Origin of the sequence: Providencia sp. PROV114, assembly GCF_032704305.1 — a bacterium.
GTDB classification, from domain to species: domain Bacteria; phylum Pseudomonadota; class Gammaproteobacteria; order Enterobacterales; family Enterobacteriaceae; genus Providencia; species Providencia rettgeri.
On record NZ_CP120528.1, the window covers coordinates 2,434,753 to 2,453,227 of the forward strand.

Annotated in this window: 22 protein-coding genes; 8 read left to right on the forward strand and 14 right to left on the reverse strand. The window is 38.9% G+C overall.

The genetic code is table 11. From position 1 onward, the window contains the following. Positions 1-6: 6 nt before the first annotated feature. The 3 genes from P3L37_RS10760 to P3L37_RS10770 form a co-directional block, all read right to left on the reverse strand. Positions 7-696 carry a molecular chaperone gene (locus P3L37_RS10760; protein WP_117161967.1) on the reverse strand — a complete coding sequence of 230 codons (690 nt, stop codon included), beginning with the start codon at positions 694-696 and terminating at the stop codon, positions 7-9. Between the two features lie 10 nt (positions 697-706). After that, positions 707-2,050, reverse strand: a complete 1,344-nt coding sequence (locus P3L37_RS10765) for a radical SAM protein (protein ID WP_272667297.1) — start codon at positions 2,048-2,050, stop codon at positions 707-709. Between the two features lie 648 nt (positions 2,051-2,698). Continuing rightward, positions 2,699-3,172 carry an Lrp/AsnC family transcriptional regulator gene (locus P3L37_RS10770; protein ID WP_109911288.1) on the reverse strand — a complete coding sequence of 158 codons (474 nt, stop codon included), beginning with the start codon at positions 3,170-3,172 and terminating at the stop codon, positions 2,699-2,701. Between the two features lie 160 nt (positions 3,173-3,332). Here P3L37_RS10770 and P3L37_RS10775 point away from each other — a divergent pair, with 160 nt between their 5' ends. Beyond that, positions 3,333-3,944, forward strand: a complete 612-nt coding sequence (locus P3L37_RS10775; RefSeq protein ID WP_109911287.1) for a LysE family translocator — start codon at positions 3,333-3,335, stop codon at positions 3,942-3,944. Here the strand turns inward: P3L37_RS10775 and P3L37_RS10780 are convergent. Together P3L37_RS10780 and P3L37_RS10785 are read right to left on the reverse strand one after the other, a co-directional pair. Next, on the reverse strand, positions 3,941-4,507 hold the full coding sequence (locus tag P3L37_RS10780) for a HutD family protein (protein ID WP_238562678.1): 567 nt from the start codon (positions 4,505-4,507) through the stop codon (positions 3,941-3,943). The genes P3L37_RS10775 and P3L37_RS10780 overlap by 4 nt on opposite strands. A 95-nt stretch (positions 4,508-4,602) precedes the next feature. Next, on the reverse strand, positions 4,603-6,027 hold the full coding sequence (locus P3L37_RS10785) for a PLP-dependent aminotransferase family protein (RefSeq protein WP_004910542.1): 1,425 nt from the start codon (positions 6,025-6,027) through the stop codon (positions 4,603-4,605). Between the two features lie 247 nt (positions 6,028-6,274). Here P3L37_RS10785 and P3L37_RS10790 point away from each other — a divergent pair, with 247 nt between their 5' ends. The 5 genes from P3L37_RS10790 (at position 6,275) to zinT (ending at position 10,662) form a co-directional block, all read left to right on the forward strand. Beyond that, a complete protein-coding gene (locus P3L37_RS10790; RefSeq protein WP_109911286.1) occupies positions 6,275-7,612 on the forward strand; it encodes a cytochrome ubiquinol oxidase subunit I in 1,338 nt (445 codons plus the stop codon). Continuing rightward, a complete protein-coding gene (cydB, locus tag P3L37_RS10795) occupies positions 7,602-8,612 on the forward strand; it encodes a cytochrome d ubiquinol oxidase subunit II (protein ID WP_109911285.1) in 1,011 nt (336 codons plus the stop codon). Before P3L37_RS10790 ends, cydB begins: the two co-directional genes overlap by 11 nt. A 4-nt stretch (positions 8,613-8,616) precedes the next feature. Then, positions 8,617-8,748: a DUF2474 domain-containing protein gene (locus P3L37_RS10800; protein WP_004264009.1), complete on the forward strand. Its 132-nt coding sequence runs from the start codon at positions 8,617-8,619 to the stop codon at positions 8,746-8,748. A 213-nt stretch (positions 8,749-8,961) separates the two neighbouring features. Continuing rightward, positions 8,962-9,801 carry a siderophore-interacting protein gene (locus P3L37_RS10805; protein ID WP_004910533.1) on the forward strand — a complete coding sequence of 280 codons (840 nt, stop codon included), beginning with the start codon at positions 8,962-8,964 and terminating at the stop codon, positions 9,799-9,801. A 216-nt stretch (positions 9,802-10,017) separates the two neighbouring features. Next, positions 10,018-10,662: a metal-binding protein ZinT gene (zinT, locus tag P3L37_RS10810; RefSeq protein WP_272667300.1), complete on the forward strand. Its 645-nt coding sequence runs from the start codon at positions 10,018-10,020 to the stop codon at positions 10,660-10,662. A gap of 74 nt (positions 10,663-10,736) precedes the next feature. On the opposite strand, the gene phoH is transcribed toward zinT, so the two are convergent. The 4 genes from phoH to P3L37_RS10830 form a co-directional block, all read right to left on the reverse strand. Next, positions 10,737-11,522, reverse strand: coding sequence for a phosphate starvation-inducible protein PhoH (gene phoH / locus P3L37_RS10815; protein WP_004910528.1), 786 nt, complete (start codon positions 11,520-11,522; stop codon positions 10,737-10,739). A 495-nt stretch (positions 11,523-12,017) separates the two neighbouring features. Then, a complete protein-coding gene (locus P3L37_RS10820) occupies positions 12,018-12,992 on the reverse strand; it encodes an endonuclease (RefSeq protein WP_410479547.1) in 975 nt (324 codons plus the stop codon). A gap of 276 nt (positions 12,993-13,268) precedes the next feature. Beyond that, a complete protein-coding gene (locus P3L37_RS10825) occupies positions 13,269-13,739 on the reverse strand; it encodes a threonine/serine exporter (RefSeq protein ID WP_004910523.1) in 471 nt (156 codons plus the stop codon). Then, on the reverse strand, positions 13,730-14,542 hold the full coding sequence (locus P3L37_RS10830) for a threonine/serine exporter ThrE family protein (RefSeq protein WP_004910522.1): 813 nt from the start codon (positions 14,540-14,542) through the stop codon (positions 13,730-13,732). Before P3L37_RS10830 ends, P3L37_RS10825 begins: the two co-directional genes overlap by 10 nt. A 199-nt stretch (positions 14,543-14,741) precedes the next feature. Here P3L37_RS10830 and P3L37_RS10835 point away from each other — a divergent pair, with 199 nt between their 5' ends. Beyond that, the gene (locus tag P3L37_RS10835; protein WP_004910519.1) at positions 14,742-15,383 is read left to right on the forward strand and encodes a TetR/AcrR family transcriptional regulator; all 642 of its coding nucleotides are present in this window, start codon (positions 14,742-14,744) and stop codon (positions 15,381-15,383) included. Here the strand turns inward: P3L37_RS10835 and P3L37_RS10840 are convergent. Beyond that, the gene (locus tag P3L37_RS10840; RefSeq protein ID WP_231136489.1) at positions 15,380-15,778 is read right to left on the reverse strand and encodes a hypothetical protein; all 399 of its coding nucleotides are present in this window, start codon (positions 15,776-15,778) and stop codon (positions 15,380-15,382) included. The genes P3L37_RS10835 and P3L37_RS10840 overlap by 4 nt on opposite strands. 246 nt (positions 15,779-16,024) lie before the next feature. On the opposite strand from P3L37_RS10840, the gene P3L37_RS10845 reads away from it, so the two are divergent. Further along, entirely contained in the window at positions 16,025-16,318 is a 294-nt protein-coding gene (locus tag P3L37_RS10845; protein ID WP_036958707.1) for a DUF5339 family protein, read from the forward strand. A 53-nt stretch (positions 16,319-16,371) separates the two neighbouring features. On the opposite strand, the gene P3L37_RS10850 is transcribed toward P3L37_RS10845, so the two are convergent. The 4 genes from P3L37_RS10850 to P3L37_RS10865 all read right to left on the reverse strand — a co-directional run bounded on the left by P3L37_RS10850 (position 16,372) and on the right by P3L37_RS10865 (position 18,421). Then, on the reverse strand, positions 16,372-16,809 hold the full coding sequence (locus P3L37_RS10850; protein ID WP_004910514.1) for a universal stress protein: 438 nt from the start codon (positions 16,807-16,809) through the stop codon (positions 16,372-16,374). A gap of 170 nt (positions 16,810-16,979) precedes the next feature. Beyond that, positions 16,980-17,315 (reverse strand): hypothetical protein, encoded by a 336-nt coding sequence (locus P3L37_RS10855; protein ID WP_004910512.1) that lies wholly within the window; start codon positions 17,313-17,315, stop codon positions 16,980-16,982. A 125-nt stretch (positions 17,316-17,440) separates the two neighbouring features. Continuing rightward, a complete protein-coding gene (locus tag P3L37_RS10860; protein WP_004910510.1) occupies positions 17,441-17,869 on the reverse strand; it encodes a universal stress protein in 429 nt (142 codons plus the stop codon). Positions 17,870-17,983: 114 nt separating this feature from the next. Further along, a complete protein-coding gene (locus P3L37_RS10865; protein WP_110731888.1) occupies positions 17,984-18,421 on the reverse strand; it encodes a glyoxalase in 438 nt (145 codons plus the stop codon). Positions 18,422-18,475 lie beyond the last annotated feature (54 nt).

Below are 18,475 nucleotides of genomic sequence, written 5' to 3' on the forward strand. Positions count from 1 at the left end.
TTATTATTATAAATTGACTAATTCATTGATTTTTTTAATATCATTGCGTAAAAAAAGCTCAACTAATGAACTTAATTGACGATAGAATAATGTGTCTGCATGGTTATGCATTGAGCGGCAAAATGGCGTAATAAACGCCAATAGATGGGTATTTAAAAATGTGGCAGACCCGAGCAACAACGCGTTTACGTTAACCCAATCAACGGTTTCATTTTCGCTATCAATAAGTTCAGTAATACGCAGGCTTAAATGCCACATAAAATCTAACTCATAACCAATATGGTCAGCGGCTTCCCTATCCCCTTCCGGTAAATGAACGCCATACTGTTCATAAAAGGATTTCACTGCTGAGGTACTTTCTTGAAATAACAGTTTGTCACGGGAAACATAAGTTGACTCCCATGGCGCTGCTGGCGGGGCTTCTGGGCCAATAAATAAGCGAGTAAAATCCCAATGCAAGTTTTCAAAATCCTCTGTATTGGCTTTTAGCTGCCTATTGTTTAAGTCTTTATGCATGTCATTTATGGCATTTCTCATCGCGGGTAATACTTCATCACAGGGAAATAACAGCAATCCTGAATCTCTCAAATAACTTAATAACTCTGGCGTTGGTTCTTCCATAAACAAACGCCGCAATACGTCATAAGCAAATTGACGCGCATACAGAAAATCTAAAATTTGGTCGTCATTAGTCATAAATGTATCCCTACAAGTCAGTCAGTAAAAATTCAGCGGGTGTAGTGAGTTCAATTTGCACTTCTTTAATTAAAGGATTGCCCTGTTCATCGGGCTCAACAATGTGAGAGGTCAACGCAATAGGTAATTTGTCTAGCGAGGTTAATAAGTAAATTGCTTCAGGGTTAAATTGCAAAAACCCATGTAACAAATCTTGATAATAAGAAACGCCTGTTTGTTTCAGTAAAACCTCCACCTTTTCACAATCATCACCAAAAACTTTGGCGCTTTTAAAAAAATAATCTTGAGAAGAGAAGAAGTAATGTTTTCCTAATATTTTTTCATTGTGTTCAAAAAAAGCATTACTTTGGTACACTTGCCCCGTGTGTTTATTTTCTAAAGAGCAATAATGCACCCCAAGCGATAATTTATTTTCGAGTGCAAAATTAAGCACTCGAAGGCAAGCTAATTCACTCTGTGCAACCGCCAATCCACCAGCATACCAATAGTTGTAATACACCTCATAAGGTGGATTTTTAAGTTCGAAGCCTCGAGCTTGATACGCTTCACTATTTGTTAGTGGGAAACAAAACTCTAATAAATTGATACCATCAATACCAATGTCATCAAGCTGAGTTAATAACTGATACATTTGCTGTTCTGTACTGGGGATCACCGGCATTTCCACCATAACCGCTGGAAAAATTTCACGAGCTAACGCGATGCGGTGCAAAACTTTGGTGATACGTTCTTTTGAATCATCAATTTTGATGCTAAAACGGATTTCTTGTAGGCCTGCCTTCGCTAAAGCTAATGCGGTATTACGGTCTAATGGGTCACCAGCGGTATATAAACGGCTATGAGCCTGAGGTAATTTCTGTTGGACGGCTTGGAAAAACTCGATACTTTCTTGGCGAAAAAGTAGAGGCTCCCCGCCTGTTAGTGCGATATGGGTCAGAGGGTAACCTTGCTCGGCAATTGCATCAATTTCCCCAAGCGCATCACGCATTTCCTGTTGATAACCCTGATAATTTTCTTGGTTTGGGTTAAAACAAAAATAACAATCGCGGTGGCATTTTAATGACAAAAATGTCGTATAACTCCCTTCTCCCGTACGACATTGCACGCAAGCACTCGAGAGCCAATTACAATGTATACTCTTCCCATTATTGGCAAAAGTTGCGCCATGATTCTTTATACTTAGTTTGAGTTTCTCAATTTCATGTTGCTGTGCAAAAGGGGCTTCAAAATTAAGGCCATATTCTATGATTGCCTGCTGTGTTTGCTGTTCGATATCCAAATAGCGAATAGCGTAGCGCTTAAATTTTTGATTATTTACTGTCGATATTGTTCTATCAGTAATAGGATAGATCATAAATTTCCCTTCAATTTATGAGCAAACAGTTCCTATTATTCAGTGAATTTTCAATTAGGTTCAGAATGTAAATAATCAATTAATAGACTGTCATTATAATGCCAATAACAATTAGAAATATGCTTATAAATACTCACATCATTACCGAGCAAATTGAAAATAATTTTAAATAAGAAACATTCGCATTATATTATTTTGATTTTTAATTAATATCAGTATAGGTAAGTGACGTAGTATGGTGTTGCGCAGGATCAAAAAAACTTTCCTTTCATTATTTATATATCAAATGATTAGCTATCGCTGTCGTTATGGCTAGGTTATTACTCAATCATGTTCTCATTATATGAGAATTATCTCTTTAAAAATCGCCATATAAAATTCAAATACCTCATTTAATAGCATTCTAAAATAATATTAAACTAACCTTTCAACATTAAAAGAGAGGAAATAATATTTCAATTTGTAAAATTAAACTTCAAAAAATGTTCAGCTATTCATATTTATCATATTTAATTTCTTTTATTTTATAAACCTCTCTAATAAATACAGCATAGTTATTATTTATCTTTTTATCATAATTAAAGATATAATTATAATTCATCGTTAGACACTCCCAACTCGTCACTATCACGCGGTTGGTCATTATCGTCAAAGTGGTAAAGCATAAGTCACCTTAACCGTTTCCATTGGCACCTCCGTCTTTATACTCTGAATGCTGCTAATTTGCGTTAAATGATCTGCATGAAATCGACGATAAGAGGCTAAGTCTTGCGTTACAATACGGATCAAAGCATCACATTCCCCTGCCATTAGATGGCATTCAACGACTTCAGGCATCTGTTTAATGTCTTCAACGAATTGGTTGATGGTCTTGGCATCTTGTGTTTTAAACCAAATACGTGCAAATAAAGAAAGACCGGCTCCAATTTTACTGCCATCCAATACGGCCATATAACGTTTGATAACCCCGGCTTCTTCAAGCAATTTCACACGACGCAGACAAGGGGACGGGGAAAGCCCCACTTCTTTAGCTAATTCAATATTCTGAATTTTTCCATCTCTTTGTAAAATCTGTAAGATGCGTCTATCAATGGCATCCAATTTTAGCCTATTTTCTTTCATTGGTACTCAACCTCAATTTAATATTAATTTTTGATATTAAATACCAATTATTGTTTATTTTAAAGCAATAAAAAAATCCAATATCACTGGATTATCGCTATAATTTTATTGCTACTGGCCAGTTGCGTGAATTAACAATAAACAATAATGAGGAATTGAAATGGAGTTACAGACCTTGCTCTTATTTAGCGCAACCGTAGTCCCTTTAGTCTGCACACCAGGCCCAGATATTCTTTTTATTTCCGCACAAGGATTATCAGGAGGCACCTCTGCTGCCTTGAAAGCTAATTTAGGTATTATACTGGGCTATATGGCGCATGCGATTCTGGCTGCACTTGGTTTAGCGGCGATTGTTGCGGCTTCCCCTATGATTTTCCACACCATTAAATGGGTTGGAGTGACTTATGTCACTTATCTTGCTATCCGCATGGTATTATCTGCGATGAAAGCGGGAGACTTAAAAATTCAAACGGTGTCAACAAAGGCAGTAATAGCTAAAGCATTTCTGACGAGCTTTCTTAACCCTAAAGGGTTATTGGTGTATTTCGCTATTTTGCCGAATTTCATTAAGCTGACAGAAAGTGTGGCAGTTCAGTCTTTGATACTTTCAGCTGCTTTTATACTTTCGTGTGTCGTAATCTATGGTGTGATAGGTGCATTATTTGCTTCCATGCATAATAAGCGAGCTTATAATGATAAAAAACGCCGTATAACCGAGGGGGTTGCAGGCGGTATGCTAACACTCGCTGCTATCGGTTTAGCTACTAGTTAGCGAGGCAATAATTCAATCCAGATTAACTTGCTATCGGTGCTAAGTGGTTTTATCACCCCTTCACCGATATCAGGTAGCCACCAGGCTCCTTGTCCTTGCGCCATAAGATGACAATTTGCGCCAGAAATTTCCCATTCGCCATTGAGTACATAGACTAACCCTGCTTGGTTAGCTGGTAATTTACACTCTTCAGTGATGAAGTAGTTTTTAACCGCCCACCTATCATCTAGAAAAATAAAATTCATTAACTTAACTGATGGCTTTGGGACTTTTACCATACAAAATTGCTGGGCTGAAAATTGGACATGATCACCTGCATGCTCTAATCGGCACTCAAATGCTTTGGTATCGGTTAACAGAAGCGGCTGGTCATTCAACAATACTGCCAACCTTTCTCCTTCCGCATAACGTTTTAAATAGCTCCCTTGCTCAATGGTTGCAATACTTGCGCGTAGTGAATAGTCCGATGCCACTGGCCAGCAAAATACTTCTTGGCTGGCCCCCCCGCCATCATGCCAATCCAGGATAGGTAACTCCATTGTGTCAAAACATTTTATTTTCACATTACCTCCCATTTATTGCTGCTAACACATTTAGATTTATACTTAGATTGGCAAAGTTAATCTTTCAAGGCAATGAATTAACAATGATAATGTGACTAATCACGCCTCTCATTGATTAAAAAGTGACATAAACGGCCTAAAGTTTTCATTGCTTCTTCCACCCTTTCACTCCATGTAAACGATGCATTCAGACGAAATGCATGATTAAACTGATCACTAGTGGAAAACATACTTCCCGGTGCGATGCTGATCCCCTCTTTTAGTGCGAGTTGGTACAAACGAATAGCATTAAATGGCGGTTCAAATTCTAGCCATAAAAAATACCCACCTTTTGGTGTATTAACTTTTACTGACTGAGGCATGTATTTTGCTATTGCACTCAACATTTGGTGCTGACGTTGTTCCATCGTTAAACGCAGTTTACGAAGGTGGTTGTCATATCCCCCTAATGATAAGTACTCCGCAATAGCTAATTGCGTGGGAACGCTAGCAGAAACGGTGCTCATCATTTGTAAATGTTGAATTTTTGTCGCGTGTTGACCCGCGGCAACCCAACCCACTCGATACCCCGGCGCTAAACATTTCGAAAACGAAGAACAATGAAAGAAATTTCCTTTAGTATCTAGTGCCTTTGCGGGTATTGGCTGTTTGTTACCAAAATAAAGTTCCCCATAGACATCGTCTTCAATTAATGCAATTTGCTGCTTATTCAGGATATCGACCAATCGTTTTTTGTTCGTTTGCGGCATCGTACCGCCTAATGGATTTTGATAATGTGTCATCAGCCAACAGGCTTTAATTGGATATTTGCTTGCAATATCCTCTAACGCGTCAAGATCAATACCAAATAGCGGGTCTGTTTTAATAGCAATTGCCTTGAGTTTTAACCGCTCAATTGCCTGAAGTGAACCATAGAATGCAGGTGATTCGATAACGACCCAATCCCCGGGCTGAGTGACTGATTGTAAGCTCAGAACTAAAGATTCCATGGCTCCTGCTGTAATCACGATTTCATCAGGAGCAACATGGATCCCTTGAGTTGCATAACGCTGAGCAATGTTTCGACGCAGTTGTTCATTACCAGGCGGCAAATTAGCTGGTGTATTAAATTTCGATAAGCGCCTAGCGACAGACGCGAGTGATTTCGCGAGTTTTGGGTCATCTAATAAGGCGGGCTCTGGAAATGCGGAGCCAAATGGGATAATATTCGGGTCCTTACAAGCTTGTAAGACACCAAAAATAGAGGCGTTAATCTCTACATTTTCATTCAAATGTAGCCCTTTACCTCCTTTTGCGGCAGCAAATGCGTTATTGCGGTTTGCCACGTAATACCCTGATTGCGGGCGAGCAACGACCCATCCTTGGCTTTCAAGCAACTGATATGCTTGCACAACAGTCATTAAACTTAAACCAGACTGTTTAACACTTTCCCTCAATGAAGGTAATCTGTCGCCCACTTGCCAGATATTGTCTTCAATTTGCTGACGAATTTGCGCTGCTAATTGTTCGTATCTCGTCATAGCCGCCTCAACTGTTATAGTTAATATCTCAATAATTGTTACTATTATAGTTTATCGTCTCATGTTCTACTTATCCACACATTCACCTGACTTTTTTTTAACTATAAGCACAAAACATTTTTCGTTGGATGGCGATTATTTTGCACTCAGGTGTGAGCAATCTCTTTTGCTAAGGATTAGCGCCTCAATTGCTCTCATCAAAACGTTGAATGTTGCGTGTCATTAACATATCCACTCAGGGGTCAATATGTTTGGACTAACTGCGCTGGAACTTGCCCGTATACAATTTGCGTTTACGGTCTCGTTTCATATTATTTTTCCAGCCATTACGATTGGGCTCGCAAGTTACCTTGCGGTGCTACAAGGTTTATGGCTTAAAACTCGTGATCAAGACTATATAAAACTGTTCCATTTTTGGTCGAAAGTTTTTGCGGTTAATTTCGGAATGGGTGTTGTTTCTGGCTTGGTTATGGCATACCAATTCGGCACTAACTGGAGCTTTTTCTCAGATTTTGCGGGAGGTATTACAGGGCCATTACTCACTTATGAGGTTCTTACGGCCTTCTTCTTAGAAGCTGGTTTCCTCGGTGTTATGTTGTTTGGGATGAACCGTGTAGGTGAAAAATTGCATTTCTTCGCTACTTGCATGGTTGCGCTAGGAACGATTATTTCCACATTCTGGATTTTGGCCTCCAACAGCTTTATGCAAACACCACAAGGCTTTGAAATTATTGATGGGCGCATTGTTCCCGTTGATTGGTTTGCCGTTATTTTCAACCCCTCTTTCCCTTATCGATTACTGCATATGACTACAGCAGCTTTCCTTGCTGCAGCATTTTTTATTGGGGCTTCCGCCGCTTGGCACTTGCTCAAAGGCAACAAGTCCAGTGCCATGAAAAAAATGTTTTCCATGTCCCTGTGGTTGATTTTAGTTTTAGCCCCTGTTCAAGCTTTAATCGGGGATGCTCACGGCCTAAACACACTTAAACATCAACCGGTTAAAGTGGCTGCAATGGAAGGTCACTGGGAAAACAAACCCGGAGAAGCCACTCCGCTGATCTTGTTTGGTATTCCAAACCAAGAAAAGGAAAAAACAGAATTCGCTATCGAAATCCCTTATTTAGCAAGCCTGATTTTAACACACAGTATTGATAAACAAGTCCCCGCGCTAAAAGAATATGCCCCAGAAGATAGGCCTAACGTGTTTATGGTGTTTTGGTCATTCCGCGTAATGGTCGGGCTTGGCTTATTAATGATAGCGGCTGGAGTTTGGGGTTTATGGCTTCGCTACCGTAAAAACCTTTATGAGTCGAAAACATTCTTACGTTTTATGTTTTTAATGGCACCTTCTGGGCTGATAGCCATCCTTGCAGGTTGGTTTACAACAGAAATTGGCCGCCAGCCATGGGTTGTTTATGGGCTACAACGAACCTCTGATGCGGTCAGTGCACATGGTGAAATGCACATGAGCATCAGTTTAATCGCCTTTTTTGTCGTTTATGGCGGTGTTTTCGGGATTGGCTATATGTACATGATGAAATTAATTCGTAAAGGTATCGCGGAGGACGCAGCTCATGGGCATTGATTTACCTCTCATTTGGTTTGTCATCATCATATTTAGTATGTTGATGTATATTGTCATGGATGGGTTCGATTTAGGCATTGGGATCCTTTACCCTGCGCTGAAAGACAGCCAAGACCGTGATCTGATGATGAACAGCGTTGCCCCAGTGTGGGATGGCAATGAAACTTGGTTGGTTTTAGGTGGAGCCGCTTTATTTGGTGCTTTTCCTCTCGCTTATGCGATTGTCCTTGATGCCCTGTCAATTCCATTAACTTTCATGTTATTGGCCTTGATTTTCCGTGGTGTTGCCTTTGAGTTTCGCTTTAGAGCGGATGAATCACACCGCCGCCATTGGGATCACGCCTTTATTTGGGGTTCAATTTTTGCCACCTTTGTTCAAGGAGTGGTCGTTGGCGCCTTTATCCAAGGCTTCCATGTAGAAAACCGTGTTTACATGGGGGGGTATTTCGATTGGTTCGCGCCTTTCCCACTATTTTGCGGATTTGGCCTTGTTGTGGCTTATGCACTATTAGCTTGTGGGTGGTTGATCATGAAAACTGAGGGCCACTTACGTAGCACGATGTATCGTGTTCTACGGCCATTAACATTACTGATGTTAGCGGTAATTACGGTGATCAGTCTCTGGACTCCGATGTTAAATGAGGCCGTTTTTGAGCGTTGGTTCTCTCTGCCAAACCTGTTCTTCTTTTTACCTGTTCCGTTACTGGTATTAGGCTGTACTTGGTTGATCCTAAAAAGTGCTAAGCGACAACGATTCGATAGCGTGCCATTCTTAGCGGCTTTAATGTTGATTTTCCTTGGGTTTACTGGCCTAGGTATCAGTATCTGGCCAACGCTCATTCCACCCGCAGTCAGTTTCCGTGATGCCGCTGGCCCATCCGAAAGTTTAGGCTTTATGTTAGTCGGTGCGTTATTCATTATTCCTGTTATTTTGGTTTATACCTATTGGAGTTACTATGTCTTCAGAGGAAAAATTACCCCAGAACAAGGTTACCACTGATAACGTGGCAGCCTCCCCTTGGTGGAAAAAACTCGGTTGGATGGCCATTATCTGGTTCGGAAGTGTATTGGCGCTATTTGCCTTCTCTTCCGTGTTTAAATTGATGATGACCGCAGCCGGAATGAAAGTGAAGTAATCTACCTTTCGATATGCCGTATGCTAAAAATCATACGGCATTTTTATTAAAATCAACAATTCATCACTGTAAATTGCCTCCCTACTGTTGAAAATCTCTCTTTATAAATATCCTCTTCCAATCACTCACTAGCGGTTGCAACTTACAAAGTTATTCATGATAATGATAATAATTACCATATAATAAAATTATCATTAATAAAGGAGATTGTCCGTGGCCACTGAACAACCCGTTGAAAAAAACATCTACCGCCCGGCTCCACCACAGCTCATTCAAGTCAAATCCATTACCGATATCACCCCATCTATTCGCAGCATTACTTTCACCGGTGAAAGACTCAATACATACCCAACTGATTGTGAAGGTGGGCACCTGAAAATATTTTTAGCCCCTGATTTAATCAGCCAGCCCGCACTCCCTATCCTAAGTAAAGAAGGCCGTAGCTGGCCAGAAGACAAACCTCGTCCATTTGTTCGTACCTATACCGTCAGAGCCATCCGCCCTGAAGTTAGCGAGATAGATATTGAATTTGCTATGCATGATGGCGCAACTGGCCCTGCATACCTATTTGCACGTGATGCAAAACCAGGAAATTGGATGGGGATTACCAATCCGGGTGGCCCAGACCCATTATTGCCTGCCAGACAACATTACTTCATGGCCGGTGATTCAAGTTCTCTACCCGCTATTGCCGCATTATTGGAAAAAATGCCAGCAAATGCCCAAGGTAAAGTCGTACTACGGTTAGATAGCCCAAAAGACGTGCGAGAACTGAAAAAACCTGAACACGTTGACGTAATTTGGATCTGTGGTGATATCACCAAAACAGCTGAATTAATTAGCACGTTTAAGTCTTGGGACATTCCAAACAATGATTGCGCTTTTTGGATTGCGGGTGAAGACCAAATTATTCGTGATTTGCGTCGTTATATTCGTCGTGAAAAAGGTTTTGGTCGTGATGATATCTATGCAATTCCTTACTGGCGATATGGTTATGATGAGGAAGGTTATCACCATGAACGCCATGCTGTAATGGACAACCCTGACGACTAACTTCGGTTCAAATAGTTAGCTCGCTTATTGATTATAAACTCTACTAAGCGAGCTCATATCCTGCTCCTATCTGCCTTCATCACGTTTTTAGTCATTACATTCCTCATCAATAAACTTCCTAAAATACTTTTCATTCTCATATTTGTTATGTTATAACATAATGGTTTTTATGGTCGTTATATTCACTACAAAAATAGGAAAACCACTGTGTACAAAATGGCAATTTTAAAAACCAGTCTTTATGTCGCATTAGCTCTCACTAGCTATACAGCAGCTGCTCATGGCTCACATAGTCACTCTCATCCACAATCAGAGAAAGCACTCCAAGCTTCAAAAGGGATTTTTGAAGATGCTGACGTCAAAGATAGGTCTCTTAGCGATTGGCAAGGCATCTGGGAATCGGTTAATCCATTACTATTAAATGGAAAGCTCGATGAAGTTTTAGAAAGTAAAGCAAAGAAAAATAAAGATAAAACGGTTGAAGAGTATCGTGAATATTATAAAAAAGGCTATGCCACCGATGTTGACAGCATTGGAATTGAAAATGATGTTATTGAGTTTACCCAAAACGGTGCCGTAAGCCGCTGTAAATATGACTACGCCGGTTACAAAATTCTTCATTACACTTCAGGGAAAAAAGGCGTCCGTTACTTGTTTGAATGCAAAGATGCTAACTCAAAAGCGCCCAAATTTATCCAGTTTAGCGACCATATTATTGAGCCACAGGCCTCGGGGCATTTCCACCTGTATATGGGAAACGAATCTCAGGAAAAATTATTAAGCCAACTAGAAAATTGGCCAACCTATTACCCATATACCCTCACAGATGAGCAAATCGTACATGAAATGCTCTACCACTAATCAATTGCCTCGATAAAGATTTAACCTATACCCCGCGAACAAATCGCGGGGTATATAATTAATAACAAAACTAATTAATAGTTATAAGCCAATAAGGCTTTATGGCACAATTGTGATCTCACACAATCCTCAATAGTAAAATTCACCATCGAAACCATTTCATCAGTACTAAAACGTTGTAATGCATCGGTTAACCCTGAGGACACACCTTCAGGCAAATCACACTGGGTCACATCACCATTGACAATCACCGTCACATTTTCACCAAGCCGAGTTAAAAACATTTTCATTTGCGTGACAGTGACATTCTGCGCTTCATCTAATATCACGACGGCATTTTCAAATGTTCGACCTCGCATATAAGCAAATGGCGCGATTTCCACTTTAGCAATTTCGGGGCGCAAACAATATTGCAAAAAGGATGCGCCGAGCCTTTTCACCAATACGTCATAGACAGGACGAAAGTAAGGCGCAAACTTTTCTGACATATCACCCGGTAAAAAACCGAGATCTTCCTCCGCTTGAAGAACGGGCCTTGTCACAATAATCTTATTGATATCTTTATGAATTAACGCATCAGCTGCAAGTGCAGTGCTGATATAGGTTTTACCACATCCCGCTTCGCCATTCGCAAAAATTAATTGCTTATGTTTAATGGAATTAATATAGAGTTTTTGAGCTTCATTTCTGGGCAATATAGGGGATTCATCACGACGTTCTTTTGCCATACCGATAGCTTCAATGCCAGTAAATTCAGCAAATGATGCGACGTTATTGATATCAAAACGACCTGAGCGATCTTTGCGTGATGAACGTTTCATTTCACGACGTGCCTTTGTTGCAGCTTTCTGTCTACTCATAGTATTAACCCTTCCAGGTATCAGTGATGTCAATTCAAATGACGGACTATTCAAAACAGAGGTGAGCTCCCTTCAAGCTCAAAGTTAATATCAAACATCTATTATGTGGCTGTAACTCCATGCAATAACTCGGCTAATAAAAAAACCGGTTACCAATCTCACCATGAAAATTTCATGATGGAGTGGTAACCGGTTTTGTACTCGCGTGTATAAACACTTATTTCCCATTAGTTTCTCCTGTAACAGCGATACTTTTAAACTAATGAATCTATATGACAGTAATATGACAAGCAGCAATATTTTTAGTGCCTCAATGAGTCCATGTTTTTATTGCAGTTTTCATCTGCTTTAAATATAGCGTCATTTTTTTTGATAAAGCAACATTTTTCTAACAAAATTTTGGGCGTTTATTAAAATTTTTCGTTACCACACATAAAAATAAAAAAATAAAACCGCAATAATCAGTTAGTTAACTATTGCGGTTTTAAAGGATAATTAGCGTATTTTACAATTTCCCGCTAACTCAAAACCTGCGGCTTTAGCCGATTGTTCGTCAGTGAAGATGACGGCATTTTTATCAGCGATGGTATTGAAGCTAGCACAATGTGAAAAATGATATTTTTTAGAATTACGATTACCTTTAATTTCAACCGTATTTGGTACAATAGATTTATTTTCTATTACTTGTTGCTGATTTAAAGGTGAGACTGGTGAAATATTAACACCCTCTGCGCTATTTTTATGATTTAAACTCCATTTTTTCTCCCCTGTCACAAATGGGTTATGATGGCCCATCACCTTAGCGACTCGATTATCACGCTGGATTTCCCAAGGGGTTGGAGGATATTTATTATCCCAAGCCATCAGTAACTGTTGTTGTTGACGTGACATAGATAAGTTATAGCGGTCATGCATATAGAAATATACTCGGGCTACTTGCCCTTTGGCCTCATCTCTTGGTTCAAAGACTTTTTGTTTAAAATCAACTCGACTGCGGCACATTCCGTATGGATATGGCGTATTAGCGGGTAATTGCCCAAAACTAAAATTGCTTCTATCACCATTCACCTCACCAATAGAAGGCGCTAAATTATGCAGATCGGCTTCCATTTGGCCAAAAATAGGGTCACTAGACACACAGTTTTTTCGCCCACCTTGTTGCCAACATTGTCTTTGATGACCAAACACCCATGCAGGAACAATATGCTCCCATTCAATGCGTTCGGCTCGGTTCTGTTGTTTACGCACTTGATAACCACAAGAGGCTAAATCGACTTTTCCTCCGCTTTTTCCTGCCCATTCCCACTGGCACCCACAGTATATTGTTCCCTCACCTTGGTGATTTTGATCTGCATAAACCTGAGTTTTACTCAGTGCTTTGGCTTCAGTAAATGAACTTGGTGCAGAAAATGAAAAAGCAGAAAAAATAAATAATAGAATCGAAAAAACAAATTGATAATATTTGGACAAGCTAAATTGTTTCAAAATAATACCACTAATAAGAATATATTCGAAGAATTGAAATGAATGCGTTAGTTTTTCCTCTAACACATTAATGCATAAGAAGAAATATCACATATTCTAATCAAATAGTAGCATTAATGATATCAGCGATGACTCAATTTTATGGTTAACACCCACATCAGAATTTATGCAGCTTTAATAGAATATCTAACTCTTATTAGTAAAAGAAAAAAGTATGGCTTACGGATATAGCAAGAATACCAGCAAGCCATCCCTTAAAAATTACACGCTTGGTCTTTTGCGATATAGCCATAAACCAGGTAAAGAAATACCAATAGACAAGGCTCCAACAATGAAAGACGCTTTTAAGAAATTAGTCACTAGAACCTCAACTAATTCAGGATCATAGCCAAATTGCGATATTTTAACGACTGAAATCATTGCAATATAGGCACTAATACCTGGAAACATTGGGATCACGGCAGCAACAGTAAACACTTTAGGATGAGCTAACCACCAGCGCGACCACTGAATACCGATAATACCGATTAAAATTGCTGCAAGAAAACTTGCCCACTCGATTTGCAGCCCTAGTGTCATCAATATCATTCTAAAGCCATAGCCAATAGCACCTAATAAAGCGCAATATTTCAATGCCCTAACAGGCACATTAAATACCATAGCAAACCCGACTGCTGGTATAGCCGCTAGTAGCATTTTTTCACATAAGGAGAACAGAAATTCTATGCCCATTCTTTTAAACCCCAGATTGTCATTGCTAATACAACCCCAATACAGGTAGCCAAAGTAAGGAGACTCGCCATTGTCCAACGCGCTAAACCTGTATTAACATGCCCTTTAAACATATCAGCGACTGCATTAATTAATGGAAAGCCCGGAACTAAAAGCAATACGCTGGCAGCCATAGAAATCGTTTCAGTGACTGCTAAATACGGTATTTTCAGTAATAATCCAGAGACCGTTGTCGCAACAAACGCAGTGATACAAAAATTAATCAATGGGTTCATTTGATGAGAAGTTAACACTTGTCGCACATACATTGCACAACCACTGGCTAAAAATGTAATTAATGCACTTTCCCATCCCCCTCCATTCAACTTGCTGAAACAAGCACAAGATAAAGCCACCATCAAAACCATTAACCATCGAGGATATCGCAACGGTTTAATCGATGATAATTTCTTGTGTAATTGTTTTCGGTCTAGTAAATGATGTTCGACGAGAATGACCGCATGCTGGACTTCGGTGACAACATGCATATTAATACCACGGTCAATAATACGCCGTGTTGACGTTAGGCAGCGGCCATCAATTATGGTGGTTAAAACTAATGAGTTAGATGAGATTGCACTATCAACTTGATTTGCTCCAAGTGCAATGCCCAAACGGGTTGTCAATTGTTCAACGAGCATACTTTCAGCGCCATGTTGCAATAACAATAAGCCACACTCAATACATAGCCGAGTTACCTCACGTTGCTGATCAACAGGATCATTTTGGTCTATTTTTTGTTCATTCAATGCATGCTCTGCCATCTTGCCCCCAATATTGTGACAACCATTCAGATATCATCCTAAACATGTTAATCTTTATAAATATCATAAAGACAAATATCAGCTTAAATGATGATCTCTTTCAGGTAAATCTGTGATTGAGGTAACGTGATTTAAACTATTTGGTAAAATTTGTTATGTTATTTTCTTATTTGAAGACAAAGAGTAGGATTAGCCATTCATGAGTAGCACGCTTACAGCTAAAACCCCAAAAGGCCGACGTCGTCATCAGGCTTTGATCACTGCCGCAACTGAAATTTTTCTGCAATATGGGTTTGAAGGTGCAACTCTGGATATGATTATTGAACGTGCTGGAGGCTCTCGAACGACTTTATATAAAAATTTTGGTGATAAAGAAGGGTTATTTGCCGCTGTTATTGCATCTATGATTGATGATATTTTTCAAGAACCTAACGAAAAAACACCCTCACTAAATACGATTGAGTCCATACTTTCTTTTTATGGTTCTCGATTTTTATTGAATGTTCTTAAACCTGAATCCATCGGGTTATATCGGTTAATTTTAGGTGAATACAACCGTTTCCCTGAAATAACCCATGCATTTTTTGAGCAAGGCCCTGTAAAAAGCTATCGCTTGTTAACACAGAAATTGGCTTTACTTCCTGATGTTAAAGTAAATGAAACAACATTATTAAGTATTTCTTCACGCTACCTAGAAATGCTAAAAGCGGATGTGTTTATCACCACTTTTTGTGTTGCCGATTTCAAGCCCAGCGATGAATTTATTCAACAGCAAATTGCTATGTCCGTCGATATCATCGCCAGTTATATCCGTAAAATCAGTAAAACCACAATCGACTAAGCTAAAACTGATTGGGCTTGCTCTTTTGCAGCTATTGCATCCGTTGCGATTAAAACTTGAGGACCATACAACGCAGACAACATGGGAGCCATGCGTTCCATCTCCTCTTTATCTCGGCCATCAGGTTGTAGCGTAACAACTAGAGCGCGACAATGCTGTTCCATTGCTTCTTTTGCATCTTTCAACCAACGACGCACATATTTCATACTTTGCATATCTTCTGATGATGGTTTTTCTTTTTTAACCACTGGAGGATATATCAATACAAATTCATTTCTTCTCGCCAATAACATATCCATTTCCTCTAACCATAAACGTGTTTCATCCATAGTTGATGGAAATATATTCATCTCGCAGATTGGCCAATTTTCTGTTTTTATCATATTTTTACTCATCACAATCATCTCTGTTGTCATCATTAATTAAAGTGTACTTGAATGTACACTTTTGTATCATCCATAGTCAAGAATGATTATCATTTGTATTTTGCAAATTATGCTATTTCTGACAGTGACTAACAGGAATATTCTCAATATGCAGAAAAAGTTTATTAGTTAAAAACATTCACGTGTTCGAGTGGTGCGTTTTTGAATATGGAATGTTATTCTGACGATATTATGAATTTTAAAAGCGAAAATACGATGAAAAAAACTCTTCCAATTGCGTTTAGCCTTTTAATGGCTTTCACTGCATTTAATGCAAATGCAGGTGCAACCTGTGATACTTATTTCAAAGAAATGAATGACCTTGTTAAGCAAGCTGAAGAACAATATAAAGATGAAGCCAATGCAGGTGAACAAATTGCATTAATGAAGTCACAATTAGAGGAAGCGAAAAAAGCCCTTGCTAGCTACCCAGATGATGCACAAGAGCAAGCTTGCAGCCAAGCACTTAAAGCAATTGAGCAAGCCAAAGAAGCGGTAAAAACACCCTAGAATTGTTCGCTTTTAATAGACAAAAAAATAGCCTGCTGAGCAGGCTATTTTATTTACCGAACCACGAGAACCGAGATCTTCGCATAGGAAACAATCCCAGAAGCATTTGAACCTAATAAATGGGTTGAAATACTTGGATTGCGTGAGCCGATAACAATAAGGTCAGCATCAATAGCCTCAGCTTCTGATAAAACTTTATCTCTTGGTGAACCAAACTCCACCTTATAAGAGATTTTATCTGACGGATAATCAATCTTTTCAATAATTTCTTTTAGCTGCTCTTCAGAGCGCTCAAGTGCTTTTTTAGCAAATGAAGACAGTAAATCATAATGATAACTATAACTCATTGAAAATCTTGAAACATCTGGAACTGAGTGAAATAAGTGAATTTTCGCATCTGAAATTTTTGCTAAATAAATAGCATGTTTTAATGCGTTATCTGTTAGTACATCTTCAGATATATCCACGGGAACCAAAATTGTTTGATACATATGATGCCCCTTATTAATTATGTTGACGTTTTTATTCAAGTTATATTGTTGCGTATTTTTACAACTTGGTTATTAGGCGTAGCGGGTGAATATTTTCCTTTTTAGTCTTTAGAAGTATAGCCTTACTGCACTAAAAAAGCTGTGAAGCCCCTTACTATTACAACAAAAAATTATTCTTCTAAATGCCATTTATGCAAAATACGATGAATAAAAGGAGTTACAATTAATCCAATACTGATAATAAAAACACTTTGTAAAAATAAACCATAAATAGCGATAAAGAAACGGCCTCCCCGTGTAATTGGAGCCGGCTCAATAGCTTGCCCACTCAACATAGACAACGCATTAAGCATTGACTCAACAGCTGAATGGCCTTCAATAAAATAAAAACCGATTATACCGGGTAATAACCCAAGAAAAAAAATCAAAAGCCCGAGTAAATAAAAACGTAAAACTCTCAGAACAAAGTGTTCAACACGCAGTAATTCTTGTGAAAACTTTTCCATACTGACTCAAATTCACCTTGTTATAAGTAAGATCAATTAACTTGAGTGCTAAAACTGATTGAATTGGCAATACAAATAATGAAATAAAAAAGAACCTACCCATTGAGCAGGCTCTTCTCTAATTATTAACGTACAACCAGCACTGATGTTTCAGCGTAACGTACTATACCCGCCGCTGTTGACCCTAAAAGATGAGTTGTAATATTTGGGCGACGAGAGCCAATGACAATAATATCGGCATTAATGTCTTTTGCTGTATTAATCACTTCATCTCGTGGAGAACCAAACGTTATAGTATAACTAACGTCATCATGAGGTAAATCAATTGAATCCATTAACATTTTCATGTCTTCTTCCGCTTTCACCGTCGCACGGTCTTTTATTTCCATGTAACCTAAAGCATACGCATTAATAATTGCTGAAGAAATTGGCAAAACATGAATAAGATGAATTTTAGCACTAGATTGCTTTGCAAGATTAACAGCATGACGAACGGCTTTGCTGGTTAATTCATCTTCTGTTAAATCGATAGGGACCAGAATCGTTTTATACATAACCCCTCCTAAAATAGTTAAAATGAAGTTCTACAACAAAATTATAAACAATTACTAATAAATGTCTCTTATCCACAAAGATAAATGAGATCTCTAACTACAAATAAAGGCAGGCTATTCTCTTAGCCATGGCGTCACAGTTAAACCAATTAACATGCCTTCAGGGCTTAATAACCTTGTTACGGTTTGCCCCCAAGGCTCCATGCGATTATTAACTAATAAGACATAGCCTTCTTTCAGACAAATATCCGTGATCTTCTCGATGTCTGAAACCTCAAACTCCATCCAACTTTGCGGAGTGAGTATATTTTCAGGCCACTCATTTTGACTAAAACACGATTGGGCAGCTTGCTCTATAGGCCAAAGTGCAAAATGTTTAACACCTTCTAGCCCATCTTGCTCACAAGTTAAATATTGGCTTCCTTCTTCTATTGGCTTCAAAGGTAACTTTAACAACTCAAGATAAAAAGAATGACTTTTTTTGTAATCTGTCATTATCGGCCCAAACCCTGCAACAAATAATACATCAGAGCTATCTTGGAAAGGTATCATCCTGTGTTCCTATAAAGTGATGAGCTACTAAAATTTTACCGTTTAATAAAATCG

Bases quoted from the DNA above. Each gene is read 5' to 3' on its own strand.
- P3L37_RS10760 (WP_117161967.1), bottom strand. From the start codon at position 696: ATGACTAATGACGACCAAATTTTAGATTTTCTGTATGCGCGTCAATTT.
- P3L37_RS10765 (WP_272667297.1), bottom strand. From the start codon at position 2,050: ATGATCTATCCTATTACTGATAGAACAATATCGACAGTAAATAATCAA.
- P3L37_RS10770 (WP_109911288.1), bottom strand. From the start codon at position 3,172: ATGAAAGAAAATAGGCTAAAATTGGATGCCATTGATAGACGCATCTTA.
- P3L37_RS10775 (WP_109911287.1), top strand. From the start codon at position 3,333: ATGGAGTTACAGACCTTGCTCTTATTTAGCGCAACCGTAGTCCCTTTA.
- P3L37_RS10785 (WP_004910542.1), bottom strand. From the start codon at position 6,027: ATGACGAGATACGAACAATTAGCAGCGCAAATTCGTCAGCAAATTGAA.
- P3L37_RS10790 (WP_109911286.1), top strand. From the start codon at position 6,275: ATGTTTGGACTAACTGCGCTGGAACTTGCCCGTATACAATTTGCGTTT.
- cydB (WP_109911285.1), top strand. From the start codon at position 7,602: ATGGGCATTGATTTACCTCTCATTTGGTTTGTCATCATCATATTTAGT.
- zinT (WP_272667300.1), top strand. From the start codon at position 10,018: ATGGCAATTTTAAAAACCAGTCTTTATGTCGCATTAGCTCTCACTAGC.
- phoH (WP_004910528.1), bottom strand. From the start codon at position 11,522: ATGAGTAGACAGAAAGCTGCAACAAAGGCACGTCGTGAAATGAAACGT.
- P3L37_RS10825 (WP_004910523.1), bottom strand. From the start codon at position 13,739: ATGGGCATAGAATTTCTGTTCTCCTTATGTGAAAAAATGCTACTAGCG.
- P3L37_RS10830 (WP_004910522.1), bottom strand. From the start codon at position 14,542: ATGGCAGAGCATGCATTGAATGAACAAAAAATAGACCAAAATGATCCT.
- P3L37_RS10835 (WP_004910519.1), top strand. From the start codon at position 14,742: ATGAGTAGCACGCTTACAGCTAAAACCCCAAAAGGCCGACGTCGTCAT.
- P3L37_RS10840 (WP_231136489.1), bottom strand. From the start codon at position 15,778: ATGAGTAAAAATATGATAAAAACAGAAAATTGGCCAATCTGCGAGATG.
- P3L37_RS10845 (WP_036958707.1), top strand. From the start codon at position 16,025: ATGAAAAAAACTCTTCCAATTGCGTTTAGCCTTTTAATGGCTTTCACT.
- P3L37_RS10850 (WP_004910514.1), bottom strand. From the start codon at position 16,809: ATGTATCAAACAATTTTGGTTCCCGTGGATATATCTGAAGATGTACTA.
- P3L37_RS10855 (WP_004910512.1), bottom strand. From the start codon at position 17,315: ATGGAAAAGTTTTCACAAGAATTACTGCGTGTTGAACACTTTGTTCTG.
- P3L37_RS10860 (WP_004910510.1), bottom strand. From the start codon at position 17,869: ATGTATAAAACGATTCTGGTCCCTATCGATTTAACAGAAGATGAATTA.
- P3L37_RS10865 (WP_110731888.1), bottom strand. From the start codon at position 18,421: ATGATACCTTTCCAAGATAGCTCTGATGTATTATTTGTTGCAGGGTTT.